This is a genomic window from Microcoleus sp. FACHB-831, assembly GCF_014695585.1.
In the GTDB taxonomy this organism is placed as follows: Bacteria; Cyanobacteriota; Cyanobacteriia; order Cyanobacteriales; family FACHB-T130; genus FACHB-831.
This window is the reverse complement of the sequence record NZ_JACJON010000034.1, coordinates 35,811-52,643: the sequence shown is the minus strand read 5'-3', so window position 1 is coordinate 52,643 and position 16,833 is coordinate 35,811. Positions and strand designations below refer to the sequence as shown.

Genomic DNA, 16,833 nt, shown 5'->3' with positions numbered 1-16,833 from the left:
TCGCTTTTATTTCAATCCAAGGCGCTCTTGCAGTTTTCTAATCGGTGTGTAGTCTTCATCTTGTGCCAGAGTGTATCCAGCTGATTCGGAACCGGTAGCGTCTAATAGTCCATCAGGCGCATTGACAAATGCCTTCTTCAAATCCGCTATTAATTGTGGTGAAAGTTTACTGGAAGCAACAATTGGCGAGTTGGGAATTGGTTTAGATTCCCAGATAATTTTGTATTTTGATGGAGCGAATTTGCCTGCTTTTTGCTGGGCTAAATACGAGCGTTTATCATCTGCGATCGCATCTACTTCCCCTGCTATTAAAGCTGTTTTTACTTTGTCATGACTACCCGCATACTTGACCTGGCTAAAGTCGCGCTCCGGAACAATTTTCAGATCTTTAAACTGCGCCATAGGCACTAAGTAGCCTGAAGTTGATGATTTACTTACGAAGGCGAATCGCTTGCCTTTTAAATCTTTAAGAGTCTTTATCCCACTAGCATTATTAACAATAATCGCGCTTGTGTACCAAGGTCGTCCTGTAGTTTTGTCGATAGGAGCAACGATTGGCTGCACTTTAGGATCGCGAAGACGCGCCTTGATGTATGTGAACGCTCCCAAGTAGGCTAAATCAACTTTTCCTTCCACCAGTAAATTAACCGAGGTGTCGTAGTCTTTTGAAATCTGGAATTTAACTGGTCGGTTTAGAGTCTTTGTAAGATAGTCCGCTAATGGCTGGAGTTGTTTCTCTTGTTCAGCTGAAACCTGCCAAGGAATGATCGCCATATTCAGGGTTGCTAGTTCGTCCCCTGGCTTGTTACTGGTGCTAGTTGGCGCTGCTGTATCTTGCTGTGTTGCTATGCTGTTCTGAGGTGGTTGGGTACAGCCTGCACCGATCGCCATGACTGTTAAGGCTAGCATCAAGCTAGCTGCGGATCGTCTGCGCGATCGCTTCACTGTATGAGCTAGATGCTGTTGCATTGGGTAAAGGCTCCTTGAGTTGGTAATTTTTTTTGGTGTGGCAAATATTATTTTTAAAACAATTAATAGGCAAAATTTCTCAAGCCTGCTGTACTGGTTGTAGTTGCTAGAGGTTATGGTGAGATTAAGCTCTTTGCCAACTTCGAGACGCACCTATGGCAATTAGCTTATAATCTACCCTTGAGCTATATAAATATTAAGCAAGTTAGCGAAAAATAAAATCTGTGTTTTTACGGGTTTCTAAGCTTTTCTGTGCGAGCGCGCTTTTGCACTCTGCACTTATATTATCTGTATTACAACACACAGACTTTCTTGTAAATATTATTTGAAAAAATATATTTAATAACGTAATTGAATTTTTAATTACCTTGTTGGCGACTTTGGCTGACGGGAATTTCAATAGAAAATTCTGCCCCTTCTCCCGGTTTTGATAAGCACTGAATAGAGCCTCCGTGCTTTTCAACCACAATTTGATAAGTAATGGATAACCCCAACCCCGTCCCTTTTCCAGGTGCTTTTGTGGTGAAAAATGGATCGAATAACCGTTTACTTACCTCCTCCGTTATACCTGGCCCGTTGTCGGAAATAATTATTCTGACATAATTGGGCTTTAATATCTCAGTGCGAATCTTAATAGTAGGGATTGTCAGTCTGGAGTCGAAAGTCTGTAGTCCGGAGTCAAGATTCAACAGCGCTTTTTCACCAGTTTCTATTTCCAGCGCTTCAATCGCATTGCTGAGAATATTCATAAACACCTGATTCATTTGTCCGGCGTAGCATTCTATTTGGGGCAAGTTATCATATTGTTTAAGTATTTCAATAGCCGGACGATCTGACTTTGCTTTCAATCGATGTTGCAAAATTAATAGAGTGCTATCTATACCTTCATGAATATCAACCTGCTTCATTTCAGCTTCATCGAGGCGAGAAAAATTCCGCAAAGATAGCACAATCTGACGAATGCGATCGGCTCCAATTTTCATTGAAGACAGCATTTTAGGTAAATCAGCAATTAGGAAATCAAGGTCAATGGCTTCTGCATATTCCTCAATTTGGGTGGTTTGTTTACAGTGCATGTGGTAGAGGCGAAGTAGTTCCAGTAGCTGTTGAATGTATTCGTCTGCGTGGGTAATATTACCGTAGATGAAGTTAACTGGATTGTTGATTTCGTGAGCAACACCAGCCACCATCTGACCGAGGCTGGACATTTTTTCGGTCTGAATAAGTTGAGATTGGGTTTGCTGTAATTCTTGCAAGGTTTCGTGGAGTTGTTTGGCTTGAGCAGTGCGATCGCGCACCAATTGTTCTACCTGAAAAGTATGCCGCAGCGAAATTAGCACGTAGATAGTTAAAATGCTAGTTAACAGTAATCCGATTGCTAATGTCGTCAACGCTCCCCAGTGGGATTGAATTGCCGTATATTCTGAAGTGGGTAATATAAGCAATAACCACTGACGATCTGCAACTTTGAGGTTGCGCGCACAGGTAGTTTTTTTCAGGCATTCCGAAGCAGATTGTATAGCGGAAAATTTATTTTTATTTGCTTCTGATATTAACTTTTTTGTGCTGGATTTGTAATAAGACAAAAAATTATCTTTAACATAACCAGAGTTGTCAAAAAGATAAAAATCAATATTCTCTAGTTCCAAGTCTGACAAAGATGCTTCGATAATATCTGCAATTTGAAAAACGCCGGTAATAAATCCTTGGAAGTTTTCGCGGCGTAACGAAACAGTATTTATTGGCTGATTTTTGCGGTAAATGGGTAGTAAAGTTAAAAACCCAAGTTGGTCAGTCGTTACAATTTTGATCGCTCCCGTAGCAATCATTTTTCCTGTATCGCGTGCCTTTTTCAGTCCTTGACGACGCATCGGATCGGAGCCAAGATCGAAACCGAAGGCTTTGTTAAAATTATTATCTTTTTGGAATGGTTCGACATAAGTGATTGGGAAATATTCGGGTCGTCGGCGGGCTGAAATAAGCATACCCCCGGCATCTCTATCTTTAATCTCAAAGTTGGGAAAACCTTCTGCTCGAATTGCTTTCTCGAAGAGCGAGCGCTCTTTTAACGGGATGCGGCGCGTCCAATTCATTGCTCGCAGACTGGGGTAACGAACCAAGAAATCTTCAACGAAAATTTTAAATTCTTCGCGTTCGACCGTGCCGGATGCTGCATATAACTTGCCAGTTGCTTCGAGTATTTCCAAATTGCTGTCGATACTTCGCTGGATGGCTGTAGTCACTTTGTCTGCCTGGTTTTGGAAGGAGGACTGCAAGCGTTCTTGTTCCCAATTCCATACTGTTAAGCAGCCTATAATAGACAAAAAAGTACCCGCGCCTAGCATCAACAATACTGGAATATAACGACGATTCATTTATAAAGCTTGATTTATTAGATTTATTTTTTGACACCTAAGAGCTGCGTTTTTTGCTCTATATTACTTATTTTTAAAGATTATCGCCAAATATTTAATAAGCAATAAGCGCTATTTCTTATAGTAGCTTGATACTATTTTTAGGATGATTAAATATAGCTGTGATGCAAGGCATAGGATTACTTTCGGAGATAATGCTCATTCTCAGCAAACCCCAACTTTTGATGGATGTAAGGTCACGCAATGCGCGAATAAATATTCAATTCCAACAATACATCATGCAAATATAGCAATTCCCTTTTAGTTGTAAAACTTAAACATACTAGGGAAAAGGCAGCAGCAAGGGTAAAAATTCACAAATAATTTAGGACTATTAAATAGATATTCAAGAAGCTTTTAATGCTTTAATGCAGGATTTTTGCAGCAGCTTAGTTGCATCAGAGACTGATAAAGGTCGGCTAAACAAGTAACCTTGCATTACTTCGCACTGGAGACTACGCAAGAAATCTTTTTGTTCTTCCGTTTCCACACCCTCCGCCACAACGCTGAGATTAAGCCCGTGCCCGAGAGCAATAACGGCTGTCACGATTGCTGCATTATTTGGATCGGTAGTTAAATCTCGCACAAAAGATTGGTCAATTTTTAAACCGTGAAGCGGGAAATTTTTGATATACAACAGTGAAGAGTAACCCGTACCAAAATCATCCATAGAAATGCCGACGCCCATGTTATGTAAATCGCGCAGCATTGCCCTGCTAAAATCCATATTTCCCATGACGCTGCTTTCAGTGATTTCTAGCTCTAAAAATCGGGGGTCTAATCCTGTTTCCGACAAAATCCGCCCCACCATTTCTACCAAGTTTGGTTGCTGAAACTGTCTTGCAGACAAGTTTACTGCCACGCATACAGGAGGCAATCCGGCATCATGCCAAGCTTTATTTTGGGCACAGGCAGTTTTTAACACCCATTCGCCAATCGGCACGATCAATCCAGTTTCTTCAGCTAGAGGGATAAATGTCGCAGGAGAAACTAGACCGATATCTGGATGTTGCCAACGCACTAGGGCTTCAAGTTGGATAATTTCTCCGGTAGAGGTATTAACTTGAGGCTGATAGTGAACCAAAAATTCTCCCTGTTCTAGGGCGCGGTGGAGCCTATTTTCTAAAGTTAATAATTCCTCTGCTTTGGAGTTAAGCGCCTTAGTGTAAAGCTGATAGTTATTACGGCCTTGTTGTTTAGCACGATATAAGGCAGCGTCGGCATTTTTGATCAAAGTTTCCCCCTCTTCACCGTCATAAGGAGAGACAGAGATGCCAATGCTGCTGCTGATATGAAGTTGATGACCATCTAGATCGAAGCTAGGTTTAAAAGCTTCCAAAATCCTCTGGGCGATTTTAGCAGCGTCATCTTTACAGTTGATGTGAGAGAGTAACACAATGAATTCATCGCCTCCCCAACGGGCAACAGTGTCACCTTCTCTCAAACAGCCTGCGAGTCTTTGAGCCACGCATTGCAACAAGCGATCGCCTGCTTTATGGCCTAGCGTATCGTTAATAGTCTTGAAACGATCCAAATCCAAAAAACATACCGCCAACATACCGCCAAGTTGGCTTGCAGAAGTCAAGGAGATAGAAAGCCGCTCGTTAAACAGCATCCTGTTAGGTAAACCAGTCAGCAGATCGTGCAAAGCTTGATAGCGAATTTTTTCCTCTGCCTGCTGGCGCTCTGTTACATCGCGGATAATTACAATAACTTGTCGTTCAGGAAGAGGTAATAACCTCGCCTCAAAGCTTTTTTTACCTTTTGGTAACTCTAAAAAATACTCAATAGCAACTAATGAGTTAGCGTTCAAACTCTGAACAACAGCTTGTTGGAATTGCTGGGCGACGCCTGCTGGTAAAACATCTCTAATGTTTTTACCCAAAAATCCTCTGGGTGAATCGTACCGTTTAGAGGATGTTTCTGCATGATAATCTACAATCGTGCCATCCGCTTGCATCCGAAAATATAATTCAGGAAAAGTTTGAAATATAGCTTTCACGTCAGATGCTGCCATTTCGGGTTTACTTCCAGCATCGCCCAAGTTTAACCGTTGCATATTGAAATTTTTAGGTAAATTTTTGGCCTCTGCTAAGGCAACATATTGCGCCTGTAGTAGGAGTATATAATCAACTACCGAGTCTTGAACAGCGCCGTCGTTTAGGCTGCTCTCTAGCCTATTCTGGTCTTTATAATCTGCTAGCGGAGGAGAACCAAAAAAGAATATGACATCATTTTCCTCAACGTAAACCATATATCCCTCGATCTGCATCCCATTATCCAGGGATCTCATGATAAAGAGCGAATTAGTAAGTTTTTTAATAGCGTCAAATTTAAGCTGTACTTGGGGACTAAGGATGCAGAAGTGCTGATTTAGATGTTTCCCTGTAGACAATTCCGGGATTGCGAGGTGTAATGTATCTCCAACTTGTACAATTTCTCCATGTTTGTTGAAAACTATATTGAAAGGGCAAATTGACCCCAATATAGACGCGGAGAGACTGAAGCCGGGAGAATTTATTAGGCTCGAAGTTGTTCTTAAAGTTTGTGAAAAGCTTGTCATCGTCTGCACCCTATTCGCGATTGCTGGTTTGTATAATGTCAACTTCTATCTTCGATCTCACTCACAGTCCTTTTAACAAGTTCATTACAGTAGGGGCAAAATTTTCCCCGTTCAATTCATAACGCAGTTTCCAGGGCTGTTACTCGACATTTGTCTATTGCAAAAAAATTAGTGAGGCGCGGAAAAGTTAAGCTTATCCTCGCGTAAATATTGCCAGCGTCAATTTTCACAAGGTATGATTCTACGCCAAATCCATTAATGGCATTGTGTTGTCGATCACTTTTGAAGTTTATAAAAACTGCGATCGCAATAATTTCGCAGCTGTTTGGTGGCATTCTGCGCTGATTGAGCTAACCAAAAAGGTACGCATACACTTAATTTACGTTGGGTTAGTACTAAGTCGCTTAATATTCCTATTATGTAATACTTGGTGGCGGTAATTGCAATCAACCATGAACCAGTAACAACATTCTGTTTTGTAATTAACTGGGCACGATGCGACTTCTTAACCTTGCTTTAATCAACCACTAGCTAACTACTTCAATAAGTAAAACCAGTATTAAATAGCTGTAATATTATTTTTTTAACTGTGTCTAAAGTTCAACCGTAAAATTACTGATAATTCTACGCTAAATAGCTGAATTATAATGTCCGTGCAATTGTTAAACTGAGTGCGAACATAGAAATCGCCCCCATCAAGGCATAGATACTCTTACCACAAACAAAGCATTAGTCGGCAGGAAATTAAACGCAATTTGTATTAATTACTACAAATTTGCGTAAATTGCCAATAATATTTACGCGCGATCGCCGTCCTAAATTCCTATTAGGGATTGAAATAAAGGTTGAACTGGGGATAATTCTCCCCTACTTCCCTGTTCCCCTAATTTTGTTGCAGATAATTCCTGGGCGTGGCGGATGGGAATCTCAATGCAAAACTCCGTCCCTTGCCCTAATTCTGACACGCACGCAAGTGAGCCGTTATGCTTGTTAACCACAATCGAATAACTGATTGATAAACCCAGGCCCGTACCCTTACCGACGGGCTTTGTAGTGAAAAAGGGTTGAAATAATCGCGCCTTAACGTCTTCTGTCATACCTAAGCCATTATCAGCAATCCTCACGCTGACAACATTAGGGCGTGAAACTTCAGTGCGAATGCTAATAGTAGGGCGCGGGCATTGCCTATCGTCTACCCTTCCTTCGGGTGAATCTTGCGCGGTTCCCATTTCCAGCGCATCAATGGCATTGCCCAGAAGATTCATAAAAACCTGATTCATTAAACCGGGATAGCACTCTACCTGCGGCAAGTCGGCATATTTTTTAATAACTTGTATTCCTGAATAATTACCAGAAGCTCTTAGTCGATTTTGCAAGATTAACAGGGTGCCGTCAATGCCTTCGTGGATATCAACCTCCTGCATAACTTCTTCATCAGTGCGAGAGAAATTGCGTAGGCTACGCACTATTTGGCAAATACGATCCGCCCCCATTTTCATAGACGACATAACTTTGGGTAAGTCTTCCTCCAAGAAATCCAGATCGATGTCTTCGGAACGATCTTTTAAATAAGGCGTGGGGTTGCTTAATTCTTGTTGATAAAGCTGTACTAGCTCCAGCAAATCTTTGACATAATTGCTGGCGTGGCTCAGGTTGCCGTGAATAAAACTCACAGGGTTGTTTATTTCGTGGGCAACACCTGCTACTAACTGCCCCAAAGCTGACATTTTCTCTGTCTGAATTAGCTGCGTTTGAGCTTGCCGCAGTTCCTCTAAAGCTTGCTCTAATTGTTTGGCTTGTGCAATAGCCTGAGCAGTAGCCGCACAACTTTGTTGATATAGTTCAGCTTGATTAATTTCTATAGCTAGTTGTTCAGCTTCACTTTCTTTTTGATACTGGCTGACAACTGCATCTAAAGATTCAAGTAATTCTTTTGAAGCCGCTGTAAGAATGTAGCGCAGATGAAGATTATCGTGTGCGAGTTCATCAGCTCTCGAAAGCGCCAATGCTCTAGCTTCCTTAATATATTGACGTACCCGTTGGTCTAGATTAATAGGCAATTCAAAATACATTGCCTTGACAACTTTTGAAGGATGACCTGGTAGCTTCGCTTCTGCATCGCCGTTTAGCAGCCCGTTGTGCGATCGCTCCATTAAATCTAAGTCTGCTAGCAAACAAGAGCGCAATTTTTCCTGTTCCTCTCTGTCCGTAGTGCAGACCATTCTTAATGCTAACATTGCTGTTCGTTGGGATAGCATCCGCTGACGACCGCTCACGTTTACTACTGCTGCATTAATTTCGCGGACGGTGTGGAGTTCGTTCCAATTTAAGTAAGTCGCCAATGCCAGTACCGCCAACAATTGTAACTTCACTATTTTTCAGCATATTTTAGCACATTTTTTCTTTTTAAGCATCTTCCCTTAGTCTTCATTTTTCCCCAGAAACTAAAAAAATAACCGATTGTTTGTGCTGCTAGCGGCGAACGTTTAACCGAAATTAATGTAATTTGCTTAATTACAAAATAACCGCCCGCCTATTAATAAAAAAACCTTGAAAGCCTTAAATAATGTTGTGTACCCAATGACAAAATTAATTTATTATTCGAGAGTACTTACCCCAACTGGAAGTTAATATGAGCGCAGATCCACCCCCAAACAATAAGCAAGTCAAAAGTTAAAAAGCTGTCTGGCAAAAGAAAGAAAAGCTATGCGCTTCAAGACGTTTGACTGCTGCCTATAGGCAAATTAAATTTAGGACAGCTTAGTTTTACGGGGGTGGATATTACTTGACGCGGGCATAGCAGGGTAAAGATAGACCTAGATGGATAAGCTTAACTGAGAACCGTTTTGGGTTTTGTAAACTTCAATACGGGCTTGAAAAGCTTCTTTGAAATAAGGCATGTGGGTGACGGTGAGGATGCAGGCAAAATCGGAGGCGATCGCATTAATTGCTGCAACCAGGCGATCGCACCCTTCCTGATCCTGCGTCCCAAAACCCTCATCCACAATCAGCATTTGCAACGCCGTACCCGCCCGTTGCGCCAAGAGTCGCGCCAAAGCCAGACGAATTGCAAAGTTAATCCGAAACGCTTCCCCACCTGAATAAGTTTCATAAGGGCGCGTACCCCTAGCATCGGCAATTAAAATATCAAGGGTATCGATAAGTTTAGCCGCTTTTTTAGAAGAGCGACCGCTACGCCCAGCCCTTTGGGTAACAAATTGGACGTGCAATTGGTTTGCACTTAGACGCGACAAGAGAGAATTAGTTTGCGCTTCCAACTGAGGCAAAATATTTTCAATCATCATCGCCTGGATGCCATTTTTACCAAAAGCTAAGGCTAATTCTTGATAAACGCGATATTGTCGCTGCGCTGTTTGGCGTTGAGTGGTGAGGGAAGAATGCTGCGCTTGCAGACTTTCTAGATACTGTTGTTGTTGTTGCAGACGCCCCAGCTCTGCTAGCATTCCATCAAGCTGACGCCGCCGCAAGAATATCTGTTGTTCTAGAGATTGTATTTCTCGCTTGGTGTCCGGCGATCGCTCTAGCTGCTGGATAACAGCTTGTATCTGGACATTTGCCGCTTGCAGCTCTTTTTGGCGAGTTGCTAACAATTCTGCCAAATCCTGCGATCGCTGTCTTACATAAGGATATTGCTGCTGTGCTTGTCGCAGTTGTTCGTAGCGCAATTCCCAAGACTTAGCCTCGCGCACGGACTTTTTGAGCGCATCGTGCTGCGATCTATCATAGGCAATTTCAGTAATTCGTTGAGTTAGGAAAGCAATTTCTTCCGCTAATTCCGAAGAAGAAACCAATTCTTCTATTTGGCGTTGCAAGTTGGAAATTTTCTCCAACAGTGCTGGTATTTCGGCATCAATTTGTGTCTGACGCTTACTTGCTTCTTTTATTTTTCCTTGTTCAATTTCCGCCTTGCGCCACCGATCTACTTCACCTCTGGCTAAGGCGTGGGTTTGTTCGTTGTAGTTGAGTTGTTGCAGTTGTTGTTCGATTAGCTGCAATTGTGCTTGCACATCGATGGCATAGTCGTTAGAGGAGAGCGATCGCTCTATTCCTTCTGCTTCTTGTGCAAGTTGTTGCAACCGAGTTTGCACATCACCTGTTGCTTCCAGTTGCGCCACTAACTGCCCGCGTTGCTCTAGCAAAGAATTATAAGGAGCCAATTCTTGCGATAATTGCGCGTATTCGTGACGCAATACCTGGAGTTCGCGTTCAGAAGCCGTTAATTGCTCGCGCACTACCCAGAATTGCTGTTCGGCTTCTTGTTGCTGAGCTTGGGTTTTTTCCAAAACGTGGTGAGTGTGGTTTTCATCCATCGGGCGATCGCACAGGGGACAGCTAGCACCAGGTTCCGACAGCATTTGCAGCTTTTGCGTCAGTTCTCCGATTTTTACTTCATATTCCCGCTGCTTTTCCTGCAAACGTTCCACAAAGCTGCGCCGTTCTAGCCCTTTTTCCTGCACGCGCTGTTGATAGACGCGCTTCTTCTCTAGTTGTTCGAGTTGTCCGACAACTTCTATGACGGCTTGTTGTAGCCGGGGTTGGCGTTGCTGTTGGACTTGTAGCTGCGAAGCTGAGGAGCGAAGTTCGTCTAAACGGGCATTTAATCGAGTATGGACGCGATCGAGTTGGGTTTGGAGTGAGTTGCGTTGTTGAAGGATGGGAGTTACTTGAACTTGCAGTTGATCGAGATAATTTAGATAAGTTCGTGCTTGTTGGAGGCGTGCAAGTCCCGCTTCAACTTCGGGAATGCGGCTGAGTGTTTGCTGAATTTCCTGACGCGATCGCCGCTTTTCTTCTAACTGTCCTTCGGCTTGTCTGAGTTGTAGATTAAGTTCGGTGATTTCCTTATCAAGCTGTTTTTGAATTTCGCCGCGTTCGTATTTTATTTCTGTGTCGGCTTCAAATTTCGCGCTGAAAGATTCTTCCTGATGTTGCAGGTTTTGGTAAGTAGCGAGTCCGGCGCTAATTTGGTCTTCTTGAGATAGTAAGGCTTCGAGTTCTTGCTGTTGGCGGTGGTTGTTGGCGATTTCTTGTTGGAGGCGATCGCAGTCTTGTGAAAGATTGCGATATTGCTGGCGATGCAAAGTGAGCTGTTGTTCCCAAGTTTGGCGCTGGTGTCCAATAGCTTGGAGACTTTGCAGCTTTTCGGTGTCAGCGGTTTGTGCTTGTTGAAGTTCGGTTAGTTGGGTTTCGAGGGTAGCGCGTTGAGATGCGATCGCATCCTGTTGTTGCAGTTGTTGCTCTATTGAGAGTAAATTCTGTTCTAGTTGTTCCGCCTGTGCTTTGTGGTGCTTCGATGCATCTTTAGCCTGCTCCGCCAATTCTTCATAGTGAGAAAGTTTGAGCAAATCGGCGAGAATTTGTTTGCGCTCGTTAGGCTTTCTGAGCATAAATTCATCAGCCCGACCTTGACGCAGATAAGCTGAGTTTACGAAAGTATCGTAATCGAGCTTGAGGTGATGGTGAATTAACTGCTGAGTAGCCTTCATCCCGCGCTCAGTCAAAGGGATAAAGCCAGAGGGAGTTTGTACTTGAAATTCTATCGAACCGCCGTGTCCTCTGGTGCGGGCGCGAATGATGCGATAAATTACGGATTGATTTTGGAATGTGAAATCAACCCGAGCATCGTTAACACCCGCGTGGATGACATCATCTTCACTAGCGGCGCGGCTTTCACCCCAGATAGCCCAGGTGATAGCTTCGAGGAGGGAGGATTTCCCCGCGCCATTGGAGCCACAGATGCAGGCGGTATGCAAGCCGCTAAAGTCTAGCGTTGCATCGCGATAGCTGAGGAAGTTTTTTAGAACCAGTTGTAGGGGAATCATTCAGCTGAAAGCGCCATATCTTTAATTTATAAATACCAGTACATCTGCACTATTGACTAGAGTATAGGGTAATAAAAATAAATATTTGCGCTAGGTATCCGCAGTTACCCCCAGCGACAATCTTTGCCAAAAATGAATAAGCGATCGCGCTCTTAATGTTAAAAGAGGAGCGATCGCTCTACTCCTCCATCCTAAAAAAATAAAACCCGCCTGCGCGGGCTTAGTCTGTCTAGCCGCGATTTCTAGCCGCCAGATTCTGTTTTCTCAAGCACTGGTGCTGTCTGTTCCCCAGATAGAAGGTAGCGCGACTTCGTAATACCATTTTTGGAATTTCAGTGCAGTCTTGCGATTGGCAAGGCAAAGGACATCTAACAGTCCATCCTGTTTAACTGTCAATACTTGATGTTTCCAAAGGTAAAGTTGACCATCTTTGTCTTTCTGGATAGAACCCAATCCCTTAAACTCATCAGGAATTTTCATTGAGGCAGAAGGGCTAAGTTCAAGTGCAGAAACTAGGTCTACGGCAATCAACATTAAAGCTTCCGTTGTCTTGATGAATCGGACTAACTGACCGTTGAAATAAAGCTCTTTGTAGTTTTGTTCTGCGGTATTCATAGTAACGGCTTCAAATATGTACTTTTACAGCATCGCATGATGATCTTGAAACCAAGTTTGAGTAAAGGTTTGACTTCATGTAAGACTTGTAAAAGTTGTAATAGTTAGCCACTACAATAAAACTGCAAGATTAATTTTATTAGAGATATGGCAAGGCGATCGCTCCTGGCATCTTCAGACGGCATAGAAAAAATAAAATCTGCTTTTAAACGTAAAAAATGGACGCGGGAATTTTTGGCAGGAAAGGCGGGTTGTTCTCGCCAGACAATTTGGAGCTTGTTAAAAGGCAATTCTATTGACTGCGATTTTTTCATGGAAATTTGTTCTCAGCTTGGTCTAGATTGGGAAGAAATCGCTGAACCTGACTTAGCTGAACCAACACCCAAAAACACTGTTAATATCGATGCCCTAGTACAAGAACTACGCGAAAAGATAAAACCCAGCATTCAAGAGCGCTGCGGGACAATGCGTGTGCTGGATATGACTCAGCCTATCGGATTAAACGATATTTACACCAACGTAAATATTCTGGAGAAAATAACTGGACTGCGGCGCAAAGAAATTACTGAATTACTGCAAAATTATAACTCAGAAGATTTCGATCGCTTTGGACTGGGCAGAGTCACTGAAGAACGAGTGCCAGGACTGGATGCTGTCAGCAAATATAACAAGCTAATGATTTTGGGTAAGCCAGGAGCAGGTAAAACTACATTTTTAAAGCATATAGCGATTCAGTGTATTGGGGGCGAATTTCAGGCTAAGCGCGTGCCAATTTTTGTCACACTCAAAGACTTTTCTGAAACTGCAAATCAACCAACTTTACTGAAATACATTAGGCAGCAATTTTCTGCCTGGGGCGATGTAGAAAGGTTGCATGCACCGTCTCTAGATGAGGTGATAAATCACGGTAGGGCATTAGTTTTGCTGGATGGTTTGGATGAAGTAAGAGAAGAAGACCACAGGCGCGTATTAAAAGAAATTCGCGAACTATCTGCCCAGTTTCGTGACAATCAATTTGTTATTACCTGCCGTATTGCAGCGCGGGAACATACTTTTGATAAATTCACAGACGTGGAAGTTGCTGATTTTGATAAAGAACAAATTTCTACTTTTGCCCACAACTGGTTTAAGAATAAAGCTGTAAAAGCTGATATTTTTATTAAATACCTCAAGGACAATGAACCAATCCAAGAACTAGCGACTAATCCGCTGCTGCTGACGCTGCTCTGTTTGGTTTTTGAAGAGTCTGGGGATTTTCCGGCGAATCGTTCTGAACTATACAAAGAAGGACTGGATGCGCTGCTGAAAAAATGGGATGCAAACCGCGGTATTTATCGCGATCAGGTTTACAAAAAGCTATCAGTTCAGCGAAAGGAAGAGTTACTCAGCAAAATTGCCCTGACTACGTTTGAAGGGGGTGAATATTTCTTCAAGCAGAAAGTAGCGGAGCAATACATCACAGATTACATCCGCAATTTACCCGATGCTAATACCGATCCGGAAGCATTGCAAATAGACAGCGAATTGGTTCTGCGTTCAATTGAATATCAACACGGCTTATTGGTAGAACGAGCTAAAAGAATTTACTCGTTTTCCCATCTGACATTTCACGAGTATTTCACTGCTAGAGAAATTGTTGTTGTGAAGCAGTCATCAGAGGATGCGTTGCAAAATCTGGTCAGCCACATCACGGATAAACGCTGGCGGGAAGTCTTTTTACTAGCGGTTGGAATGTCGCCCAGCGCAGACCGTCTGTTGCTGTTAATGAAAGAAAAAGTTGATGCACTTGTAGCAGATGATGAGAAGTTACAGCATTTCCTCAGCTGGGCCAATCAAAAATCGCTTTCCCTCCAACTTCCTTATACAGCAGCATCTGTCCGCGCTTTTTACCTTTGTCTTGAGGATGCTGATACCTTCATAGATCACCTTTTTATTGATAATAGCCTTGACTTTGCCGATGCCCTTGGTCTTGAGCATCTAGAGTCTTATGTCGTCGAGTGTGGGGATGCTTCTTTGCTACAAAATGGTCTTGGTCTTGACCTAGCTCTCTATCGAACTCTTGACATTGGCCTTAGCGCTGGATTTTCCCCGGAGAATGCCCTTGCTGATGACCTTGATAACGTCCTTAATAACCATCAACTTGAGCCTGAACTAAAGCGAGCGTTACAACAACTCAAAGACGAACTACCTGACTCCAATAAAAACGAAGAAGGATTTAATAAATGGTGGAAAGATAACGGTGATATTTGGGGTAAAAAATTAAACGTTTTGATGATAAATTATCGCGATATTGCTTATAACTGGCCATTCAGCTATGAGCAGGAAAAAAATTTAGCGGAGTACTACGAGGCCACTTTGTTGTTGATGGAGTGCCTGGATAGCGATTGCTATGCGAGCGTTGAGCTGCGGTACCAGATAGAGGATACTTTGTTATTACCCATTGCCGAAATTGAGAAACGAAAAGCGCAATTAGTATAGCGCGATTTTGCTTACTGGGCAATTCACCAATTGACCAAGACATCGCACTGCAAGCTGGCAAAATTCGAGCTAGACACAATCTAGCACTACCAGATGCCTTTCAAATTGTTGTAGCTTTAGCAGCAGAATGTGAAGCATTTTTGGCTAACGATGCCATACTCAGGCGGGTGACAGAAGTGCAAATAATGGTGGTAGACGACTTGGGCGCTATATGACGACAAAGCGCGATCGCCTATCCCCCCTCTGCTCGCGGCGGTTCTACCTCTTCAAGACCTCCCAGTGCGATCGCTTCAACAAATAAATGCTATTTTTACATCATCTACCGTTAGAACACTTGATCTAAAAACTTATTATTGCTCAAATTAAATTACAAACATCTAACGGGGAATTGTACCCAAATTAACCAAAAACTTTAGCTACTGCCACCTTAAATTATGTCGTTGAATATTCTAGATCGGGCAGATATCGCCGCCCAGCAAAGAAACTGGTCTTTGCTAAATCAATGTCTACAAGAACTACTCGGTAAAGATAGCGAAACACTTCCAGATGCTTACCTAGACCAAATCCTAAATCTTGCATTAGAAGTTTTAGAATCTGGAGATTTTAACGAACGCTGGGAAGTGGCTAAAATTTTACCCAAACTCGGACGCATTGCGATCGCTCCCCTAATTTCCATCCTCGAAGACGAAGACGCCGAGCAAGAAGCACGCTGGTTTGCTGGTCGTCTATTAGGAGAATTTAACGATCCATCTGTTATAACTGCTCTGGTATCGCTTTTACAAACATCTGACGATGAAGACTTAACCGTAATAGCAGCAGAAGCACTGGCGAATCTAGGTTCCTCAACTGTTGACTCGCTCGCTACTCTACTAGCAACAGAAGACACTAGGCTTTTAGCAGTCCGCAGTCTCGCCCAAATCCGCAAGGGCGATACCATTACGCCTTTATTAAGTGTCGTCGAAGATCCTGAAGTCTCCGTCCGTGTTGCTGCTATTGAAGCACTCGGTAGTTTCCATGACGAACGCATACCGCCCGTACTAATAAACGCCCTCAAAGACACCGCCGCATCCGTTAGAAAAGAAGCCGCGATCGCTTTAGGTATGCGCCCTGATTTAGTCACAAAATTGGATTTGGTAAACCACCTCAAACCTCTACTATTCGACCTCAATCAAGAAGTTTGTCAACAAGCCGCGATCGCACTAGGAAGACTAAAAACAGACGCCGCCGCAATGGAACTGTTTCAAGTTCTCAGCTCTCCTCATACCCCGGTGCCTTTACAAGTTTATATCGTGCGCTCGCTCGGCTGGATGGCAACTCCAACAGCCCTACAATATTTACAACAAGCATTGAATGAAAACACATTATCGGCCACGTCTCTACAGGAAATTATCACAATTCTGGGGCGAATTGAGGAGCCAAATTTAACCCCATTAGCGGCTAATATTCTCATTAACGCCATAAACTCAGAACATCCCGCAATTCAGGCTCCCAGCGTCAAACAAGCTCTCGCTATGGGATTAGGACAATTAGCACAGTCGCCTGCTGTATCAGCACTAATTCAAATGTTGGCAGATTCAGATGCTGGCGTAAGATTGCACGCGATCGCCGCCTTGAAAAAATTTCCCCATGTCAAAGAGCGATTAGAGCTACTAGCAGCCGATGATAGCCTGACACCCGCATTAAAACAAGGAGTAGCGATCGCCAGACAAGAAATTAGTAATGGCGATTAAAAGTCCGGAGTCTTGGGAGGAGGGGAGAGTAGGAGATTAAACTCAAAACTCAGACGTGATGCATCGCGTCTCTACAACTCAAAACTCAAAACGTGCTACTTGGCTACGCTAACAAAACTCAAAACTCAAAACTCAAAACTCAAAACTCAAAACTCAAAACTCAAAACTCAAAACTCAAAACTCAAAACCCTATCCCCCCATATCTGTATCAAGCTCTACCA

General features: G+C 43.0%; 9 protein-coding genes. 3 read left to right on the top strand and 6 right to left on the bottom strand.

Annotated features, from left to right (window positions below; translation table 11 throughout):
* Nucleotides 1–6: 6 nt before the first annotated feature.
* From H6F77_RS07275 to H6F77_RS07250, 6 genes are all read right to left on the bottom strand, one after another.
* The gene (locus tag H6F77_RS07275) at nucleotides 7–969 is read right to left on the bottom strand and encodes a substrate-binding domain-containing protein (RefSeq protein WP_190486820.1); all 963 of its coding nucleotides are present in this window, start codon (nucleotides 967–969) and stop codon (nucleotides 7–9) included.
* Between the two features lie 359 nt (nucleotides 970–1,328).
* Nucleotides 1,329–3,344 carry a CHASE domain-containing protein gene (locus H6F77_RS07270; protein WP_190486818.1) on the bottom strand — a complete coding sequence of 672 codons (2,016 nt, stop codon included), beginning with the start codon at nucleotides 3,342–3,344 and terminating at the stop codon, nucleotides 1,329–1,331.
* A gap of 385 nt (nucleotides 3,345–3,729) precedes the next feature.
* On the bottom strand, nucleotides 3,730–5,946 hold the full coding sequence (locus tag H6F77_RS07265) for an EAL domain-containing protein (protein WP_190486816.1): 2,217 nt from the start codon (nucleotides 5,944–5,946) through the stop codon (nucleotides 3,730–3,732).
* An 815-nt stretch (nucleotides 5,947–6,761) separates the two neighbouring features.
* Entirely contained in the window at nucleotides 6,762–8,318 is a 1,557-nt protein-coding gene (locus H6F77_RS07260; protein WP_309228812.1) for an ATP-binding protein, read from the bottom strand.
* 444 nt (nucleotides 8,319–8,762) lie between these two features.
* On the bottom strand, nucleotides 8,763–11,789 hold the full coding sequence (gene sbcC / locus H6F77_RS07255) for an exonuclease subunit SbcC (RefSeq protein ID WP_190486814.1): 3,027 nt from the start codon (nucleotides 11,787–11,789) through the stop codon (nucleotides 8,763–8,765).
* A 264-nt stretch (nucleotides 11,790–12,053) separates the two neighbouring features.
* Complete coding sequence (locus H6F77_RS07250; RefSeq protein ID WP_190486812.1) at nucleotides 12,054–12,404, bottom strand: BRO-N domain-containing protein; 351 nt, start codon at nucleotides 12,402–12,404, stop codon at nucleotides 12,054–12,056.
* Between the two features lie 147 nt (nucleotides 12,405–12,551).
* Here H6F77_RS07250 and H6F77_RS07245 point away from each other — a divergent pair, with 147 nt between their 5' ends.
* The 3 genes from H6F77_RS07245 to H6F77_RS07235 all read left to right on the top strand — a co-directional run bounded on the left by H6F77_RS07245 (nucleotide 12,552) and on the right by H6F77_RS07235 (nucleotide 16,612).
* A complete protein-coding gene (locus tag H6F77_RS07245) occupies nucleotides 12,552–14,882 on the top strand; it encodes an NACHT domain-containing protein (RefSeq protein WP_190486810.1) in 2,331 nt (776 codons plus the stop codon).
* Entirely contained in the window at nucleotides 14,873–15,097 is a 225-nt protein-coding gene (locus tag H6F77_RS07240; RefSeq protein WP_190486979.1) for a PIN domain-containing protein, read from the top strand. The genes H6F77_RS07245 and H6F77_RS07240 overlap by 10 nt, the downstream gene beginning before the upstream one ends.
* A gap of 219 nt (nucleotides 15,098–15,316) precedes the next feature.
* Nucleotides 15,317–16,612, top strand: a complete 1,296-nt coding sequence (locus H6F77_RS07235; RefSeq protein WP_190486808.1) for a HEAT repeat domain-containing protein — start codon at nucleotides 15,317–15,319, stop codon at nucleotides 16,610–16,612.
* Nucleotides 16,613–16,833: the final 221 nt, after the last annotated feature.